Source organism: Bradyrhizobium sp. USDA 4474, assembly GCF_054057515.1.
The window spans coordinates 5843412-5860423 of the sequence record NZ_JBSRZJ010000002.1 but is presented as its reverse complement, the minus strand read 5'-3'; the positions used below and the strand labels follow the sequence as shown (position 1 = coordinate 5860423).

The window sequence follows — 17012 nt, the reverse complement described above, 5'->3', positions numbered from 1 at the left end:
CTTATTCCGCGGCTTGTGCGGTCTGACGCTGTGCGCGCTTGCTGGCGTAGGCGGCAGCGGCTTCGCGCACCCAGGCGCCCTCATCGTGCGCCTTGCGGCGCGCCGCCATGCGATCGCGATTGCAAGGGCCGTTGCCGGCGAGCACCTGCTTGAACTCGGTCCAGTCGATCCCGCTGTAGCGCCAGTGGCCCTCGGCATCCTGGGTCATGCCTGGATCGGGAATGGTGAGGCCGAGATATTGCGCCTGCGGCACCGTGGCATCGACGAACTTCTGCCGGAGTTCGTCATTGGAGAAACGCTTGATCTTCCACTTCGTCGACGTGTCGCTGTGCTGGCTCGTGGCGTCCGGCGGACCGAACATCATCAGAACCGGCCACCACCACCTGTTCAGCGCATCCTGCGCCATCGCCTTCTGCTCGTCCGAGCCGCGGCACAGCGTCAGCATGATCTCGTAACCCTGGCGCTGATGGAACGATTCCTCCTTGCAGACGCGGATCATCGCGCGCGCATAGGGGCCGTAGGAGCAACGGCACAGCGGGATCTGGTTCATGATCGCGGCGCCGTCGACCAGCCAGCCGATGGTGCCGATGTCGGCCCAGGTCAGCGTCGGATAGTTGAAGATGGAGGAGTATTTGGCCTTGCCCGCAAGCATGGCGTCCACGAGCTCCTCGCGCGAGGTGCCGAGCGTCTCGGCCGCGGCGTAGAGATAGAGCCCGTGGCCGCACTCATCCTGCACCTTGGCGAGCAGCGCGGCCTTGCGGCGCAGGGTCGGCGCGCGCGTGATCCAGTTGCCTTCGGGCAGCATGCCGACGATTTCGGAATGGGCGTGCTGGGAGATCTGGCGGGTGAGCGTCTTGCGATAGGCCGCCGGCATCCAGTCGTTCGGCTCGATGCGCTCTTCGGCATCGATACGGGCCTGGAACTGCGCAGCCTTGGCCGCATCCTCGAGACCGCGATCATCGCTCTCGGCCATGTTCAGCGCCTGGGTATACATGCGCATTCCTCCCGTCTCGTTGGGAAGCAATATATAACAGAATTTAAGTCATGCAAGATATTTCTGTAACATAAAAATCAGGCGCCGAATCTCCTTTCCAGGAGCTTTCGCGCCGCCGGCAACGCGCCCTTCTCATTGGTTCCATGGCTATCAAGCCATTGTTCGGACGGGACAAGCAGCGCCCGATAGATCTCGCCGCAGAGTTCGCGGGCCGCCTTGCCCGGCCAATCCGCCGGCAGCAGGCTCTCGGGAAGCAGCGGATCGCGCAGCACGACGCGGCGGTAATAGTGGATCAGCAGAATGCGCGCGGTGAACGCATCGGCCTCGGACAAATCCGTGCCGCGCGCGATCGCGGCGCGTAACGGCTCGAACGTCTTCATGAATTTCAGATAAGCATCGGCGGTGCGCCCCAGCGGCCAGCTCGCGCCGAGCAGTCGACGCCCATTGTCATCCTCGGCCGAGACCTCGAGACGGATGGCCCCTGCGGCCTGCTCCGGCACCGGCACGCCTGATGGTGCCACCCACACGCCCGGCAGCGGGCTGCCGAAACCGGCATTTCGCAGCGCCTCGCGTGAGACATCACGGTCTTCACCATTGCCGATCAGCAGCAACTCGAAGCGACCGGTCCAGTTCGACGGCGGCGGATCGTAGATGTGGCGTGTCGCCGCTTCGAATGTCTCGCGGCCCTTCTCGGCGAGGCGGTAAAAGCTGTTGCGGCCGACCTTTTCGCGCGTCAGCCAGCCATCGGCAGCCAGGCGCGACATCGCCGTTCGCACCACGCTGCCATCGATATCGATGCCCTCGAAAAACGCCAGCAACGTGCCGAGCCACACCGACCCGCCGCGCGGCACGATGGCATCGCCGAACATGGTGATGACGATGGAGCCGGTGCGTGACGGCTCACGCTTGAGCTGATCGATGATGCGAGAGAGCGGATGCGCCATGGGCGAGGCATAGCGCGTTTGGTGCGGCCGCCACAATGAGGGAGCGGCGGGTGCCTCTCACGATGCGGCGGCATCGGCACTGGGCTCTCTCTCCCGCTTGCGGGAGAGGGTTGGGAGGGTGTCTCCGCAACGGGACAATCCCCAACAGGAAACAACCCTCACCCGCCACGCTCTGCGAGCGTGTCGGCCTCTCCCGCAAGCGGGAGAGGCGAAGAAGAGAGATCACCGATGCGGATCGGGATACACCAGGCTGCGCCAGCCGCTGCGATCGAACGGGCGCCACTGGCCTTCCTTCTGCGCGAGGCGGTCGGCTACGGCGTAGACGACGGCGGGGTGATGACCCATGCCGCAATGGCTGCTCTCGACCTCGATGCTCTCGGTCTGTGCGCCGGTCTTCTCCATGCAGCCCTGCCAGGCGCAGACGCCGTCGGTGCGGCTGAAGATGGCCGTGGTCGGCACCGGCGGCGGGGCGGCGAGCTCGCCGCCGAAGCGCGGATCGACCTCGTCGGACTTCCGCCCGCTCACCCATTCATAGACGCGCCAGGCATTGGTCGAATGGGGATTGCCTGCGAAGGGGCTGCCGAGCGTGATCACCTGGCGGACGCGCTCGGGCATCATCTTGGCGAGCTGGCGCGCATAGAGGCCACCGAGGCTCCAGCCTACCAGGCTGATCTTGCGGCCATGCTTGTCGTTGAGCTCCTCGACAAGATCGACCATGGCATGCTGCACGCCCTCGCGGAGGCCGTAGTTGCGTCCCTGGCGCCAGCCGCTGACCGCATAGCCCTTGCTGGTCAGAAAGGTTCGCAGCGCGCGCGTGGATCCGTCGGAGGCGACGAGGCCAGGCAGCACCAGCACCGGATGCCCGTCGCCACGCGGCGCCAGGCTCAGCAGCGGTAGCGCGCCGAGGAATGCGCCGAACTCGTGGATCGCACGTCCTTCGAGAAGCATCAGAGTCCGGGACGGCGGACGCAGCGTCTGGGCTGTAGCGGTCATCAATGGTTCCCCTGAACAGGCGCCGGCCGCGATGCCGGCAATGGGCATGAACTCCAACACGCCGGCGTCTTGATCGTTCCGCAGCGCAACATGAATCAGCTAGGCGGCCGGTTCCACACATTCAAGCGCGCGAGAGGCGAAGCGACAATAGGCCCGCGCGTTAATGCTAACGGCCGTGACGCAAAAGTCACAACAATCGCAGCAGGAATTCGATGGAGTAGAGCGCAAGACCAGCCAGCCCGCCGATCAGCGAACCGTTGAAGCGGATGTATTGCAGGTCGCGCCCGATGTTGATCTCGATCAGCGAAATCAGCTGCGCCATGTCCCACGCCTTCACCTGGTCGGAGATGAAGGTCGAGACGCCGCTCTTCTGGTCGGCCACGAACCTGCGCAGCACCGTCACCAGGCCCATGTTGATCTCGCCGCGCAGCTCGGCATCGCCGGCGAGCGCTTCGCCCGCCGAAACGAACATGCCGGCGAGGTGATGCTGCAGCACCTGCGTCTCGCCGCTCGCGCTGCGCTCGATGAAAGAGCGCGTATTGGCCCAGACGGTCCGGGCGAGATCGGCAAGCTCGGGCCGCGCCAGCAGGTCGCGCTTCAAGCCGTCGATGCGGTCGACATAGGCCTGGTCGGTGCCGAGCCGGTCGACGAAGCTCAACACCATGCGGTCGAACTCGGCGCGGAACGGATGCTGGGGATCGCTGCGCACCTCATTGAAGAAGGCGGTGGCGGACGAGACGATCTTGTTCACCAGAAACTTGTCGGCGCGGTAGAGATTGAGCAGGGTCGGCAACTCCGCGCGCACCTTCTCGCGGATCATCGCCATCGTCTCTTTCTGATTCAACGTCTCGTGCATCACGCGCAGGAGATCGTCGAACAGGATCTGGTGCCTCCCCTCGGCAACAAACCCGCGCAGCGTGCCGGCGGCGAGCGGCGCGAGGTCGATCGCCTGAAGCTGCGAGGACATGCGGCGGATGATGAAGGTCATCAGGCCGGAGCTTTCGGTCGCGGACACCGCTTCCGGCAGCAGGCGCAGCACAAAGCGCGCGAGGTCGTCGCTGCGCTTGCGGTCGCGCAGCCAGTCGGCGACGAAAGAGCCGAAATCGATCTCCTTCAGCTTGGCCTCCACCGGCCCTGCCTCGAGGAAATGGACCTGGATGAATTCGCCGAGCTTGTCGGCGATCCGGGCCTGGTTGCTCTGGATGATCGCGGTATGCGGGATCGGCAGGCCGAGCGGCCGCCTGAACAGCGCGACCACGGCATACCAGTCGGCGAGGCCGCCGATCGTGGCGGCCTCTGCGAAGGCCGCGATGAAGCCGAACACGGGATGCACCGGCAGCAGCCATTTCGCGGCGACGAACAGCGTCAAGGTCGAGGCCAGCACCAGCGTCGCCAGCGCTTTCACGCGGCGCAGCTCAGCCGCCCGTTCGGCATCGCCAGGGGTGTCGAAGGAGAAGGTGGCCGGTGGAGTCATCACGCGATCACAGTACTCGTCATTGCGAGCGAAGCGAAGCAATCCAGAGTCTCTCCAAGGAGACAGACTGGATTGGTTCGCTTCGCTCGCAATGACGGCGGCGGCGCAAAACAAAAGGCCCGCCGAAGCGGGCCTCGAATTTCAGTTTGCTCTCGGATTGCCAGATCAGGCGGTCTTGTAGACCTTGGCAAAATTGTCCTGAGCGGACTTCGCACCGTTGGCAGCAAGCTTGCCGAGATAGTCGGCGGTCGCCTTGGCACGCGAGACGAACACTTCGCCGCGGGTGCGGAGCAGGCTCGACTGGATCTCGACGGCTTCGCTGACCGACTTGGCGGAGGCGAGCTTGTCGATGCCCGAGAAGAAGGCCTCGGCGTCTTCGTAGATCGCCTGCTGGATGTTGCGGCTGATTTTGCCGGCTTCAGTGACGGACTCCGTCACCGCGTTCTCGACGGCGGCGGTCACGCGCTCGGAGCCAGCGAACACTTCAGCGGCGCGGTCCTTGGCGGTGTTGGCGGTCTTCTTGACGAATTCGCGGGCCGCCTCGGGAACTTCCAGGTTCTGGATGTTCTTGAAAGCGTCTTTGAAGCCGTCGAAAGCGGAGTTGGTCTCGGTGGTCATGGGGTTCTCTCCATCCTCAGGGGTTGAGCTATGGGCTCACCCCGTCCTCAATGGCCCGGGGCACAACTTATATGGCACAGTTGATTGTGCGATGCAATATTCATGCTGCACCGCGATATCACGAAATCGTGAAAGCCTTATTTGGGGGCAATCTGCCGACGTCCTGGTCCGCTGCCTTCTGTGCATGGGGTTGATTTCCGGTTTCGATCGGCCCCTAGCGCTGGACGGCGTCTGGCAGCCCATAGGCCTCCATCTGGGCCTGGACCTGCGCGATGTTGTGGCCGAGCACGACGATGTCGTGGGTCTTGCCGCCGACATCCCGGACATGGTCCCGCAACAGGGCCTCGGCCTTGAAGCCGAGGCTCTCGAACAGTGCGATCGCCACCTGCTGGTCGACCGTCATCTGCACCGAAAGCTTCTCCAGCCCCGCCCGGAGGGCGAGCGCAAAGGTTTCCTGCGACAGCGCCTTCCCCACCCCCTTCCCGCGCACGTCCTGCGAGACCACCATGCGGATCTCGCCGACATGGGGCGACCAGGAGTGAGGATCGCGCACCAGGGTGCCGCAGCCGACCACCCTGCCATCTTTCACCGCAAGCAGACTCTGAATCGCACCGCGCTCGATCTCCTTGACCCAGGCGGACAGCACCTTCGGCTCGCTGATGTTGCGCGGCAGGAACAACAGATCATGGGTCGGCAGGCCCTTGCCGAAGGCGAGCACCGCAGTTTCGTCCATAGGCGACATCAGGCGGATCTCGATGTCGCCCGCGTCGGTTCTGACGTGGCGTGGATAGGAACGCTGCTCACTCATGTCGATCTTGTCCCCAGCCAGGAATCCAGTTTCGGCCACAGCCGCTTGACCGCGTTGGCGCCTGCGACCAGCGAGACGTGACCGCCTTTCAGCATCACCTCTTCCTTGTCCGCGGAGCCGATCTTCGCGATCAGATGCTTTGCCGCGTCATAGGGCACGATGTGATCGTGCTCGGCGACCGCATGCAGGATCGGCACCTTGATGTTCTCAAGCTTCGCCGTACGGCCACCGACCGACATGGTGTCGTTGTAGAGCTTGTTGTCCCACATCAGGTCCTTGGTGATGGTGCGGAAATACTCGCCCGCCAGCGGCAGCGTGTCGGTCGCCCAGCGGTCGAACATCCGGTACGACTTCACGAACTCGTCGTTCCAGATGTTTTCCCAGAGCTGGATCTGGCTGACCGTGCGCGACGCCGGACGCAGCATCTCGAACGAGGACAGGATCATCTCCGGCGGCACGTTGCCGACGCTGTCGACGAGGCGGTCGACGTCGAAATAGCGGCGGTCGGAGAAATTCGAGAACAGCTTCATCTCGCGGAAGTCGATCGGCGTGGTGAAGCAGATCAAATTTTTCATCGGCCCCTCCGGGAAGATCGAGCCGTAGAGCAGCGACAGCACCCCGCCAAAGCAATAGCCGATGAGGGAGACGTCCTGCTCGCCGGAATCGGCCTGCACGCGGCGGACGCAATCCGGGATGAAGTCGAGGACGTAGTCCTCCATACGCAGGCTCTTCTCCTCCGGCCGCGGTGCGCTCCAGTCCAGCATGTAGACGTCGTAGCCGCGCTTCAAGAGGAACTCGATGAAGCTCTGGCCGGGCACGAGATCGAGAATGTAGCCGCGATTGGTGGTCGCCATCACGACCAGCACGGGCACCCGGTAGATCTCGTCCGTCATTGGCCGGTAGTGATAGAGGCTCATCGTGCCGCGCGAATGCAGCACGTCCTTTGGGGTCGATCCGAGCGTCGGGCCGGAGGTCGAGAAATATTCGACGCCCTTGATGCTGCGCTGGATGGCGCGCTGCACCTCGGCCTGGATGCGCTCCGGGATTGCTGCGAAATCAACTCCCGTCGGCGCGTTCATTTTGGCCCTCCGCTTTCGGACGGCGGGCGCTTTGTGCGCGGCGGCCGCGGCACGGCATCGCTCGGCGACCCCGTGGAATTGGCCGACATCTTGCTCAGCATCGAGCTGATCTCGCCGAGCTGCGCCTCGATCGACTGAAGCCGCTCGGCGATGCCGGTCATTTGCTCGCGGCTCGGCAGATTCATCGAGAGCAAATACTTCTCCATGAGATCGCCGAATTGCTTCTGCGCACCTGCAGCCGCGCCGCCAGCCCGATTCATGGCCTGCGAGAATTCGGGCGTCTCCATCGCCTTGGTGGCAAACGAGTTGAACCCCTTCTCCATCTCGCCGACCATCTTCTGCCACAAGGCGACGGGGTCGGTGATCTTGTCGGTCATCGGCGTCCTCCAGGTCACGAGGGCTTCTTGCGCCCCTCTTTTGTCTCCATACCACACCGTTGCGACGGGCCGGTCAACGGCTAAGCGACAGGTCGATGTCGCACGCATGGCTTCTTTGCGGCGGCAAACCATGCAATACAATTCCCGCCTGGAAGCCAAGGGAGCACGCCGGTGAACGCCTCCGCCCATCAGCCGCCACAGACCGTCCGCGCCAACGGCATCGACATCTGCTATGAGATTTTCGGCAACGACAATGCCGAGCCGCTGCTGCTGATCATGGGGCTCGGGGCGCAGATGATCCACTGGGACGATGGGTTCTGCGAGCAGCTTGCAACGCACGGCTTTCGCGTGATCCGTTTCGACAACCGCGATATCGGCAAGTCGAGCCATCTCACGGGCGGCAGGCGGCTGACGCCGCTCGAGCTGCTGAAGCTGCGCTTGCTCAGGATTCCCGTCGCCGCGCCCTACAAGCTGATCGACATGGCCAGGGACACGGTCGGCCTGATGGATGCGCTCGGCATCAAGTCGGCGCATCTCGTCGGGGCGTCCATGGGCGGCATGATCGCGCAGGAGGTGACGCTGTCATTTCCCGAGCGCGTGCGCTCGCTGACCTCCATCATGTCGACCACGGGCAATCCGCGCGTGCCGCCACCGACGCGCGAGGCTGCCGCCATGCTGATGGCGCCGCCGCCGCGCAGCAAGGAAGAATTCATCACCCGCTTCGGCCAAACCTGGAAAATCCTGCGCGGCGGCTCCTTTCCGGAGGAAGAGGCGCTCGATCCTGATCGTGCCGAACGCGTCTTCGCCCGTGGGCTCAATCCGGCCGGCGTCGGCCGCCAGCTCCGCGCCGTGCTCGCCTCCGGCAGCCGCAAGGAAAGGCTGCACCACGTGACGACGCCGACACTGGTCATTCACGGCACTGTCGACCCGCTGGTGCGTCCCGAAGGCGGCAAGGACACAGCGGAGTCGATTCCGGGCGCAAAGCTGCTGATGATCGAGGGCATGGGCCACGCGCTGCCGATGCGGTTCTGGCCCGAGATCATCGGCGCCATCGACAAGCACGCGCATGGAGCGGCTGCAAAGGCGGCCTAGATCGGCGCAGCCGGTCTCCTCATGGTGACCATGTGAACTGCCGGTTACTCTCTTAACGCGAGCCGATGCAGGAGCTATAGAGGCTTCCCTCGATTACGATGCCTCTCGGAGTTCCCATGCATCTCATCGCTCGGTCGGTCGCAATGGCCGCCGTTTCGGTCCTCACGCTTTGCCTCGCCGGCGGCACCGCTTTTGCGGGTAGCGCGCAAGAGGAAGCCAATCGCAACGCCGTGCTGGCCTTCTACGAGAAGGGTCTCAATCAGAAAGACGTCGACGCAGCCCTCGCCTATGTCGGCGACCGTTACGTCCAGCACAATCCGAACGCGGCCGATGGACCGGAGGGTTTCCGAAAATTCATCGGCTTCCTGCGCGAAAAGTTTCCGAACTCGCACAGCGAGATCAAGCGCTCTTTCGTCGACGGCGACTACGTCATCCTGCACGTCAACGCGGTTCGCGAGCCCGGCACCAAGGGCAATGCGATCGTCGACATCTTCAAGCTGGAGAACGGCAAGATCGTCGAGCACTGGGACGTGGTTCAGCCGATCCCGGACAATCCGGCGAACAACAACACGATGTTCTAGCTTTTCTTCGCGATCCAGATCACGTGGCGCGCGCCGCCGCCTCTGCCGGTGGCGCGCACATTGACCTCGTTGACGTCGAAGCCGGCACGGCCAAGACGCTTGGTGAAGGCGGAGTTGGGTCCCGACGACCAGACAGCAAGAACGCCGCCGGCTCGCAGCGCCGCCTTCGCGGCCGTCAAACCGCTCGCACTGTAGAGCGCATCATTTCCCTTGCGGGTCAGCCCTTCCGGCCCGTTGTCGACATCGAGCAGGATGGCGTCAAACGCCGAGCTCTTGGCCCGGATCACTTCGCCGACGTCGGTCTCGCGGATGCTCACCCTGGCGTCATCGAGACTGTCGCCGAAAACTTCCGCCATCGGGCCTCGCGCCCAGGTGACGACCGCGGGCACCAGCTCGGAGACTACGATCTGGGCTTTGCTTCCGAGCACGGCAAGCGCCGCGCGCAGCGTAAAACCCATGCCGAGACCGCCGATGAGGACAGCCGGTTTTGCGACCTTCTCGATCTGTTTCGCAGCCAGCGTTGCAAGCGCGGCCTCGGAGCCCGACAGACGGTTGTTCATCAGCTCGTTGGTGCCGAGCTTGATCGAAAACTCCTTGCCGCGCCGCATCAAGCGGAGCTCTTCGTCGGAGCCGGGGATTTTGGCGGTGTCGATCTTTTCCCAGGGAATCATGGGAGTGCTTTAGCACGATCGGAAGAACAGTCACCCTCCCGCCCAGACGTCCAGCACATAGCGGTTGTTCGCGCCCATCTCCTCGATCCAGCGCGTGGCTGCGGCCGCATCGCTGCCGTTCTTTTCGCGATGGATCGCAACCAGCGCCGCCTTCACATCGGGCTCCATCTTGCCGCCGTCGCCGCAGACATAGATGATCGCGCCCTGCTCGATCAGCAGCCAGACCTTGTCCTTCTGGGCCGCGAGGACGTGCTGGACATAGGTCTTCGGCCCATCGGCGCGGGAGAACGCGGTGAAGAGCTCGGCGATGCCGCTTGCGGCGAGCGCCTTCAATTCGTCCGCGTAGAGAAAATCCTGGTCGGGATGGCGGCAGCCGAAGAACAGCATGGCCGGCCCAAGGCCGGCACCCATCGCCTTGCGCGCGGCGCGCTCCTGGAGGAAGCCGCGGAACGGCGCAAGTCCCGTGCCCGGGCCGATCATGATGATCGGTACTGATAAATCGTCGGGCAGCCGGAAACCGGCCTTGGTCTCGCGCACCGTGGCGTACATCGTATCGCCGGGGCGCCGGCTGGCGATGTAATTCGAGCAGATGCCTTTATAGACGCCGCACCCGGAAGCGGCGGGTCCCTCGACCACGCCAACCGTAACGCTGCAACGTGCCGGGTCGACCGACGGCGAAGACGATATCGAATAGTAGCGCGGTGCCAGCAGCGAGAGCATTTCCAGATAGATGTGGAACGGCAATTCGCAGGCCGGATACTCGAGCAGCAAGTCGAACACCGATTTGCGTTTGCCCAGGATCTCACTACGGTACCGTTCGAGCATTTCAGGCTCTTCGCCAACGAAAGCCAGCAGCTTCGGCTTGGTGACCGGGCAGCGGGTGTGCTCAGCCATGATCTGGATCTGCTTCCGCGTCGCCACCTGCTGCAGCTCGACGAACTCGCTGAGCAGCCTGCCGACCGACACGGCTTCGCCGACCGGCAATTGCGCGCGGCGGCCCTCGGCGACCTGAAGCTTGATCTGATCGGCCGGCAGGAAGCCGAAGCGGCGGGCGACGGAATCCACCAGTGTCGGATCGTTGCGCGGGACGACGCTCAAGTGATCACCGACGCGGTAGCTGATATTGAGCGGCAGCCGCACCTCGATATGGCGTGTGGAGCGCTCCGATGGATTGGGGCCTGACTTGTTCTGAAGCTCGTCATTGACCAGCACTTTCATCGCGACAGCGCCGCCCTGGGCCACGATGGTATTGACGGCAGTGACCGCGACAGGCTCGATCGCGTAGAGCGGATCGTCTTCGGCGGTGCGGGTGAAGTTCCAGTCGATGCCGAATTCCCTGGTCGCGACCTGGGCCGCCGCCGGGAACCACTTCTGGAACTGGCCGTCGAGATCGCTGCGCGCATCGCCCTCACCGCGCGGATAGACCGCGCGTGCGCCGCGCTTCGATAGTTGCTCGTCGATGAAGCGCGGCACCGATTGATAGGTCGCGGCCCAGTCACTGTTGCCGCAGCCGAACACGGCGTAGCGCACATTGACAAAGGCATCTTGCGGCAGATCTTCACCGAGCCACTTGACGAATTGCGTCGCATTGTCAGGCGGCGCGCCATTGTAGGAGGCGCAGATGATCAACACGCCGCCCTGCTGCGGCAGCTTGCCGACGAAATCGTCGAGCGGTCCGAGATGCACGGCAAAGCCGTTGATCTCGGCAAGATCAGCCATGCGCGTCGCGAGTTCCTCGGCCGTGCCCAGATTGGAGCCGTAAAGGACGAGCATCGGCGTGTTATGGCCGGGACGCGTGGTCGGCCGACGCGGCGCCCGCGGCGCAACAGCCACGGCCGCGACAGGCCCGCCATAGGCGCCGCGCTCGCGATCCGCCCGCGGCCGCACCTTGATCTTGAAGCCTTCCGGCTTCATCGTCAGCGTTTCCTTCAGGTGCATCTGATAGCGCCGATGGTCGATCAGCTTGAAGCGCTGGAGGATCATGCCGAGTGCAAGCGCCGCTTCGTGCATGGCGAAACCGCGGCCGATGCAGGCGCGCTGGCCGTTGCCGAATGGCTTCCACGCGTTGATCGGCCGCTTGGCCTCCGCTTCCTTGCTGAAGTTCTCGGGATCGAAAGCATCGGGATTGGGTCCCCAGACGGTGGGGTCGCGATGCAGCGCGGTTACCAGGATCGTGGTGAACGTGCCCTTCCTGAGCCTGTACTTGCCGCCACCGATGGTTTCGTCATTCAACGGCGAGATGCCGTAGGCCGGCGCAGGTGGCCACAGCCGCAGCGCCTCTTTCAGGATCTGCGTGACATAGGTGAGCTCGGTCACCTGCTGGTAGGTCGGCTTCGCATTGACGTCGGGGCCCAAGACGCGATCGACCTCGTCATAGGCCTTTTTGAGAATGTCCGGGTGCTTCAGCAACGCATAGAGCGTGCAGGATAGGAGGCCGCTGGTGGTCTCGTGGCCCGCGATCAGGAACGTGTTGATCTGGTAACGGATGTTGACATCGTCCAGCTGCTCGCCGGTCGAGCGGTCGACGCCGGTCATCATCGCGGCCAGCATGTCCTTCTTGTGATCGATGGCTTCGGCGCTCTTGCGGCGCTCGGCGATGATCTCGTCGACCATCCTGTTCATGAAGTTGACGTCCTCGCCCAGTGTCTTACGCCGCTTCTGCATCCAGAGCTGCTCGAACGGCAGGCCGCGCGTCATCATGATGGTTTCGAGCGAACGCACCAGTGACTCGACGAAGGGGTGGTAGTCGCGCCGGTAGAACGAGTTGAAGCGGTAGTCGAAGCCGCAGAGGCCGATCGTGTCCAGCGTCAGCGCGGTCATGTCGTGGACGACGTCGATCTCGTCGTCGGCGTTCAGCCGCTCCCATTTGTGGACGAGCTGCTCGGCGATGTCGACCATGCTCGGATGGTAGGACTGCATGGCGCGGTTGCCGAACGGCTGCAGCAGGATGTTATGCGCCTTGCTCCAGTTCGGCTCCTTGGTGTCCGCCGTGAACAGGCCATCGCCGCCGACCGCACGCACACGCCGCAGCGCCCCGCGCACCGTCTTGTCGAAGCGCTTTTCGTCGGAGAGCTCGTCGACGAGATCGTGGCCGGACACGACCACGATCGGTGAGCCCATCATGTCGAGCCAGAAGATCGGCCCGAGCTCCTTGGCCAGCCTCGTCAGATGCTGGACAGGCGCGGCCGAATCCAGCGACAGCATGTTTCCGATCACCGGCTTGGTCGGCGGCTGCGGAATCGGATCCAGACGGTTCTTGGATGACATTAAAAGTGCTTCCCCTGCCTCGGTCTTCAACGCCTTGCGAGGGAAGCGAAGCAATCCAGAAATCCGTCCGTGGACACTTTCCTGGATTGATCCGTCGCTTCGCTCCTCGCAACTAGCCAAACCGCCTTCTACGCCATTCGATCAAGACGGCGCTGACTTCTTCCGGCTTCTCCTGCTGCGTCCAATGGCCGCTATCCTTCACCAGGTATCTTTCGAGGTCCGCCACCAGCCCCTCCATGCCGTCGGCCGCCGACGGCGGCAGCACCGCGTCGTTCTCGGCCATGATCATCAGCGACGGCACGGTGATGTGGTGGTCGAGCCCTTGCGAGCGCTCCCAGTTGCGGGTGAAATTGCGGTACCAATTGATGCCGCCGGTGAAGCCGGTTTTCGTGAACGTGTCGACGAACACCTGCTTCTCCTCCGCCGTCAGGATCGGCGTCCGCGGATCGACCTTGGCATCGTAGGCCGCGATCATCTGGGGAAACGCCAGATTGGTCCTTGACGAGGCGCCGACGCCTGCGATCGGCGGCTCTCCTGATTTCTCTGCCGGCCGCGGCAGCGGCTTGCGCATGAAGGCGTCGAACGTCTGCTCGACACGGCTGCCGAAAATCCTGTCCGGTTCGCGCGCGGGATCCTGGAACTGGACGATGTACATCTGGTCGCCGAAGCGCTGGCGGAACAGCGCGATCGGATCCATCGGCGAACGGTCCCAATGCGGCGTGTTGACACCGACGACGCCGGCCGCGCGGTTGGGGTGCCGCAGCGGCATCTGCCAGACGACGAAGCCACCCCAATCGTGGCCAACGAAGATCGCCTTGTCGATGCTGAGATGATCCAGCAGGCCGACCAGATCGCCGGTCAGGTGCTCCATGTCATAGGCCTCGACCGGCTCGGGCCGATCGGTCGCCCCGTAGCCGCGCTGGTCCGGCGCGATCACACGGATGCCGGCCTCGCTCAGCGCCTTGATCTGGTGGCGCCAGGAGAAGGCGAGCTCCGGCCAGCCATGGCACAGCACCACCGGCGGCTTGTCGGTGACGGGACCCGCCTCGTAATAGCCCATGCGGATTCCGTTCGTCTGCGCGAACCTCAGCGGCGGCATTTCAATCATTGCGAACTTCCTGACAAACGACTTATTCGGCTGCGCCCTTGATGTCGGCCGCAGGCGGCGCGTAGGCCGCTTCGAGCGCGGCAAACTCCTCCGGCAGCATGTCGCACATCACCTGCACATGCGGAATGATGTTGGCACCTACGATGAAGCCGAAATCGAGCTGGTCGCGGTAGCTCTGCACGGTGATGTTGAGCGCCTGTCCGTGCGTCGAGATCGAAACCGGGAAAATGTGCAGCAGCTCGGCGCCAGCGGCGTAGAGCGTCTGCCTTGGCCCCGGCACGTTGGACACGGTGATGTTGGCCGCAGGCGGCAGCACGTCCGACAGGTCCGAACGGCTGTAGAGCAGTGCCAGGATCTGGACGATGATCGGCGCGCCCAGCATCGAGATGTTGGAGACCTGCGGCATCAAGGCTCGCAGCGGATGCGACATCTCCTTGGACTTGGTTGACTGCGCGATGATGGCCTCGAGCCGCGCCTTGGGATCCTCGATATTGGTCGCGATCGAACAGATCATGCCGAACACCTGGTTGTTGGCTTCGGTATTGCCCTCCTCGCGCAGCGAGATCGGCACAGCGGCGGTCAGCGACTTCGCCGGCAGCGTGCCGTATTGCAGGAGATAGCGCCGGACCACGCCGGAGGCGAGCGCCAGCACGACGTCATTGAGCTTGCCGCCCGCCGCCTTGGCCAGCGCCTTGGATCGCGACAGCGAGATCGACACGCCGGCAAAGCTGCGCTCCGACGAAATCGCCTTGTTGAGCATGGTCGGCGGCGACACCATGCTGGCTAGGCTCTCGCGCGACTTCGGGTCGGAGATCTTGCCGAGCACGTCGGAGACGCTCTTGACCACGGTCGGAATGTTGCCGGCGAAGCGCACCGCGCTTTCGATCTGATACATCGCGTTGTCGAACAGGATCGAACCGATGTCGCTCTTGCCGGTGCGCGGCAGTCGCAGGTTCTGGGCGGCCTTGCCGGCATCGAGTGGCTGGTTGAACAGCTGCGCATAGGAATCGAGCAGATTGGCGGCGATGTCGCGCGGCTCCTGCCCCGGCTTCGATCCGCCGGTCGGCGGCTCGACCTTCCGCGGAATCGGCGAGATGTCGTAAATCATGTTGGTCAGGGCCACACCGGCGCCACCATCGATGGCCGCATGATGCATCTTGGAATAGAGCCCGACCTCATTGTCCTTCATGCCCTCGAACACGTAGAACTCCCAGAGCGGGCGGGCGCGGTTCAGGAGCTTGGCATGCATCCAGCCGACGATGCGCTCGAGCGTGGCGCGGTCACGCGGCGCCGGCAGGCTGGCGCGGAAGATGTGACGGTCGATGTCGAACTGGTCGTCCTCGACCCAGGTCGGATGATCGATATCCAGCGGCGCCTTCTCGAGGCGCGCTTTCAGGATCGGCGCGATGTGCAGCCGCGAGACGATCATCGCCTTGAAGTCTTCGAAGAAGTCGCCCTTGTAGTCGTCAGGCAGACGAAAGATCGCCATGCTACCGACATGCATCGGCATCTCTGGCGTTTCCAGATAGAGAAACGACGCATCCAGCGACGAAAGCTTCTTACCGTCAGCCATAGTTCCCTCCGCTTGTGTGTGACTGGCGCCTTTGCTGGCGCTTCTCGTCAGGCCGATACTGCCCGCTCTGGCGGGGCATATGCAATGGCAAACGGCCCTGCCCGGTCGAATGGCCAGAACTCTCCCTCCGGTTGAGCCAGGCGATCTGCAACGGCCCACAACGCAGCCGGGTTCACCCCGAGCCCGACATGGCTCGCCAAATGCACCTCGATGTTCTCGGCCCGATCGGAGGCGTGCAGAAGGCAGGTACGCCAATTCACGACGCCGTCCGTGCGCGAATAGATCGAGGTCGCGGGCACGTTGAGATCGCCGGCAATCGCTGCGCGCTGCTCGGCGAAATCCTCGACCCGCTCGCCTGACAATGCCTCGTAGAGCGCGGTCGCGTTGGTCGCCCGCACGTCATTGGCGAAGGGGCTGCCAAGCGTGATCACGGACCGGACCATGTCCGGCGCATGGAGCGCGAGGTCACGGGCATAGACGCCGCCGAGACTCCATCCGACCAGGCTGACTTTCCTTCCACTGGCCGCGTGGATTTCGACGAGGCGGGCGCGAAGGACGTCCCGCATCCGCGCCAATCCGCCGAGATTGCGGCCCATCCGCCAGGCGTGGGGCTCATAGCCGAGTTCGCCGAGATAGCGCCGCATCGGCGCCATCGAGAGATCGCTGGCAAGAAAGCCCGGCAGCGCCAGCACCGGATGGCCGTCGCCCCTTGGCGCGCGCATCAGCAGCGGCGACAGCAGGAGGCTGGCGTTGAGTTCAAACAGCCCTCGGGCCTCGGCAAGCAACAGGCCAAGGCTCGGCGGACGAAGCCGGCCCGGCGGCTGCGGCCCGTCCGGCCCTGATGTCATTACTTCTTCTTGTCGCCGCTGCGCGGGCCACCGAGACCGGCCATGGTCACGAACATGTCCTGAAATCGTTCCGCGAGCTTGGGATCAAAGGTAAACCAGCTCTGGATCAGCGATTCCGGCGAGACCTTGTCGATGTTGCTCAGGACCTGCTGCTGCAGCTTGTCCATGACCGCCGTCTGCATCGGCGATACATCGGGCAATCCGAAGAACTGGCGGGCCTCGAGGGGAGTGCAGTCGATTTCGATGTTAACTTTCATGTCCCCTCCGGATGAGATTCGAGTGGCCTCACACAGTATCGCCGCGACATGGTATGCGACGCAAGCGACCTGAGACGCGGGGCTGGGCGCCGTCTTCCGCAATCAGGGCATATGGTCAATCAAATCCGCCCCGATCGCGCGCCGCCGGGCCGCCGCAGAGGCTATTCCCGCCCCATTTTCGAGACCTCGCGGTCGAAAGTCGAATGTCGCCCGCGCGCCTCTCGCGCCAAAATGCCTGTCAGCATTGCTGCACAGCGGTGCAACTTGGCGCGTTCCTTGCTGGAATGGCGCTTGCACGGGTCGAGAACTCTGGGCAACATGGATCGAT

General features: G+C 63.8%; 16 protein-coding genes. 2 read left to right on the top strand and 14 right to left on the bottom strand.

Annotated elements, in window-relative coordinates; genetic code table 11:
- Nucleotide 1: 1 nt before the first annotated feature.
- From paaA to ACVW16_RS29130, 8 genes are all read right to left on the bottom strand, one after another.
- Nucleotides 2-994 (bottom strand): 1,2-phenylacetyl-CoA epoxidase subunit PaaA, encoded by a 993-nt coding sequence (gene paaA / locus ACVW16_RS29165; protein WP_456705217.1) that lies wholly within the window; start codon nt 992-994, stop codon nt 2-4.
- Between the two features lie 77 nt (nt 995-1071).
- Nucleotides 1072-1938: a phenylacetic acid degradation operon negative regulatory protein PaaX gene (gene paaX / locus ACVW16_RS29160; protein ID WP_456702460.1), complete on the bottom strand. Its 867-nt coding sequence runs from the start codon at nt 1936-1938 to the stop codon at nt 1072-1074.
- A gap of 222 nt (nt 1939-2160) precedes the next feature.
- A complete protein-coding gene (locus ACVW16_RS29155) occupies nt 2161-2931 on the bottom strand; it encodes an esterase/lipase family protein (protein WP_456702459.1) in 771 nt (256 codons plus the stop codon).
- A 187-nt stretch (nt 2932-3118) separates the two neighbouring features.
- Nucleotides 3119-4405 carry a DUF445 domain-containing protein gene (locus ACVW16_RS29150; RefSeq protein ID WP_456738073.1) on the bottom strand — a complete coding sequence of 429 codons (1287 nt, stop codon included), beginning with the start codon at nt 4403-4405 and terminating at the stop codon, nt 3119-3121.
- Nucleotides 4406-4570: 165 nt separating this feature from the next.
- Complete coding sequence (locus tag ACVW16_RS29145) at nt 4571-5023, bottom strand: phasin (protein WP_456702457.1); 453 nt, start codon at nt 5021-5023, stop codon at nt 4571-4573.
- A 214-nt stretch (nt 5024-5237) separates the two neighbouring features.
- Nucleotides 5238-5831: an N-acetyltransferase family protein gene (locus tag ACVW16_RS29140; RefSeq protein ID WP_456738072.1), complete on the bottom strand. Its 594-nt coding sequence runs from the start codon at nt 5829-5831 to the stop codon at nt 5238-5240.
- A complete protein-coding gene (locus tag ACVW16_RS29135; RefSeq protein ID WP_456738071.1) occupies nt 5828-6910 on the bottom strand; it encodes a PHA/PHB synthase family protein in 1083 nt (360 codons plus the stop codon). The genes ACVW16_RS29140 and ACVW16_RS29135 overlap by 4 nt, the downstream gene beginning before the upstream one ends.
- The gene (locus tag ACVW16_RS29130; protein ID WP_456738070.1) at nt 6907-7287 is read right to left on the bottom strand and encodes a hypothetical protein; all 381 of its coding nucleotides are present in this window, start codon (nt 7285-7287) and stop codon (nt 6907-6909) included. The genes ACVW16_RS29135 and ACVW16_RS29130 overlap by 4 nt, the downstream gene beginning before the upstream one ends.
- A 171-nt stretch (nt 7288-7458) precedes the next feature.
- Between ACVW16_RS29130 and ACVW16_RS29125 the strand changes: the two genes are divergently transcribed.
- Together ACVW16_RS29125 and ACVW16_RS29120 are read left to right on the top strand one after the other, a co-directional pair.
- The gene (locus ACVW16_RS29125) at nt 7459-8379 is read left to right on the top strand and encodes an alpha/beta fold hydrolase (RefSeq protein WP_456702453.1); all 921 of its coding nucleotides are present in this window, start codon (nt 7459-7461) and stop codon (nt 8377-8379) included.
- Between the two features lie 116 nt (nt 8380-8495).
- The gene (locus tag ACVW16_RS29120; protein WP_456738069.1) at nt 8496-8960 is read left to right on the top strand and encodes a nuclear transport factor 2 family protein; all 465 of its coding nucleotides are present in this window, start codon (nt 8496-8498) and stop codon (nt 8958-8960) included.
- Here ACVW16_RS29120 and ACVW16_RS29115 read toward each other — a convergent pair.
- The 6 genes from ACVW16_RS29115 to ACVW16_RS29090 form a co-directional block, all read right to left on the bottom strand.
- Complete coding sequence (locus ACVW16_RS29115; protein ID WP_456738068.1) at nt 8957-9631, bottom strand: spermidine synthase; 675 nt, start codon at nt 9629-9631, stop codon at nt 8957-8959. The two genes, ACVW16_RS29120 and ACVW16_RS29115, sit on opposite strands and share 4 nt — an antisense overlap.
- Nucleotides 9632-9661: 30 nt before the next feature.
- On the bottom strand, nt 9662-12898 hold the full coding sequence (locus tag ACVW16_RS29110) for a bifunctional cytochrome P450/NADPH--P450 reductase (protein ID WP_456802531.1): 3237 nt from the start codon (nt 12896-12898) through the stop codon (nt 9662-9664).
- 112 nt (nt 12899-13010) lie between these two features.
- On the bottom strand, nt 13011-14006 hold the full coding sequence (locus ACVW16_RS29105; RefSeq protein WP_456702449.1) for an alpha/beta fold hydrolase: 996 nt from the start codon (nt 14004-14006) through the stop codon (nt 13011-13013).
- A gap of 22 nt (nt 14007-14028) precedes the next feature.
- A complete protein-coding gene (locus ACVW16_RS29100; RefSeq protein WP_456738067.1) occupies nt 14029-15579 on the bottom strand; it encodes a WS/DGAT/MGAT family O-acyltransferase in 1551 nt (516 codons plus the stop codon).
- Between the two features lie 47 nt (nt 15580-15626).
- Nucleotides 15627-16427 (bottom strand): lipase family alpha/beta hydrolase, encoded by an 801-nt coding sequence (locus ACVW16_RS29095; protein WP_456705216.1) that lies wholly within the window; start codon nt 16425-16427, stop codon nt 15627-15629.
- The gene (locus ACVW16_RS29090) at nt 16427-16684 is read right to left on the bottom strand and encodes a DUF6489 family protein (RefSeq protein ID WP_456738066.1); all 258 of its coding nucleotides are present in this window, start codon (nt 16682-16684) and stop codon (nt 16427-16429) included. The genes ACVW16_RS29095 and ACVW16_RS29090 overlap by 1 nt, the downstream gene beginning before the upstream one ends.
- Nucleotides 16685-17012: the final 328 nt, after the last annotated feature.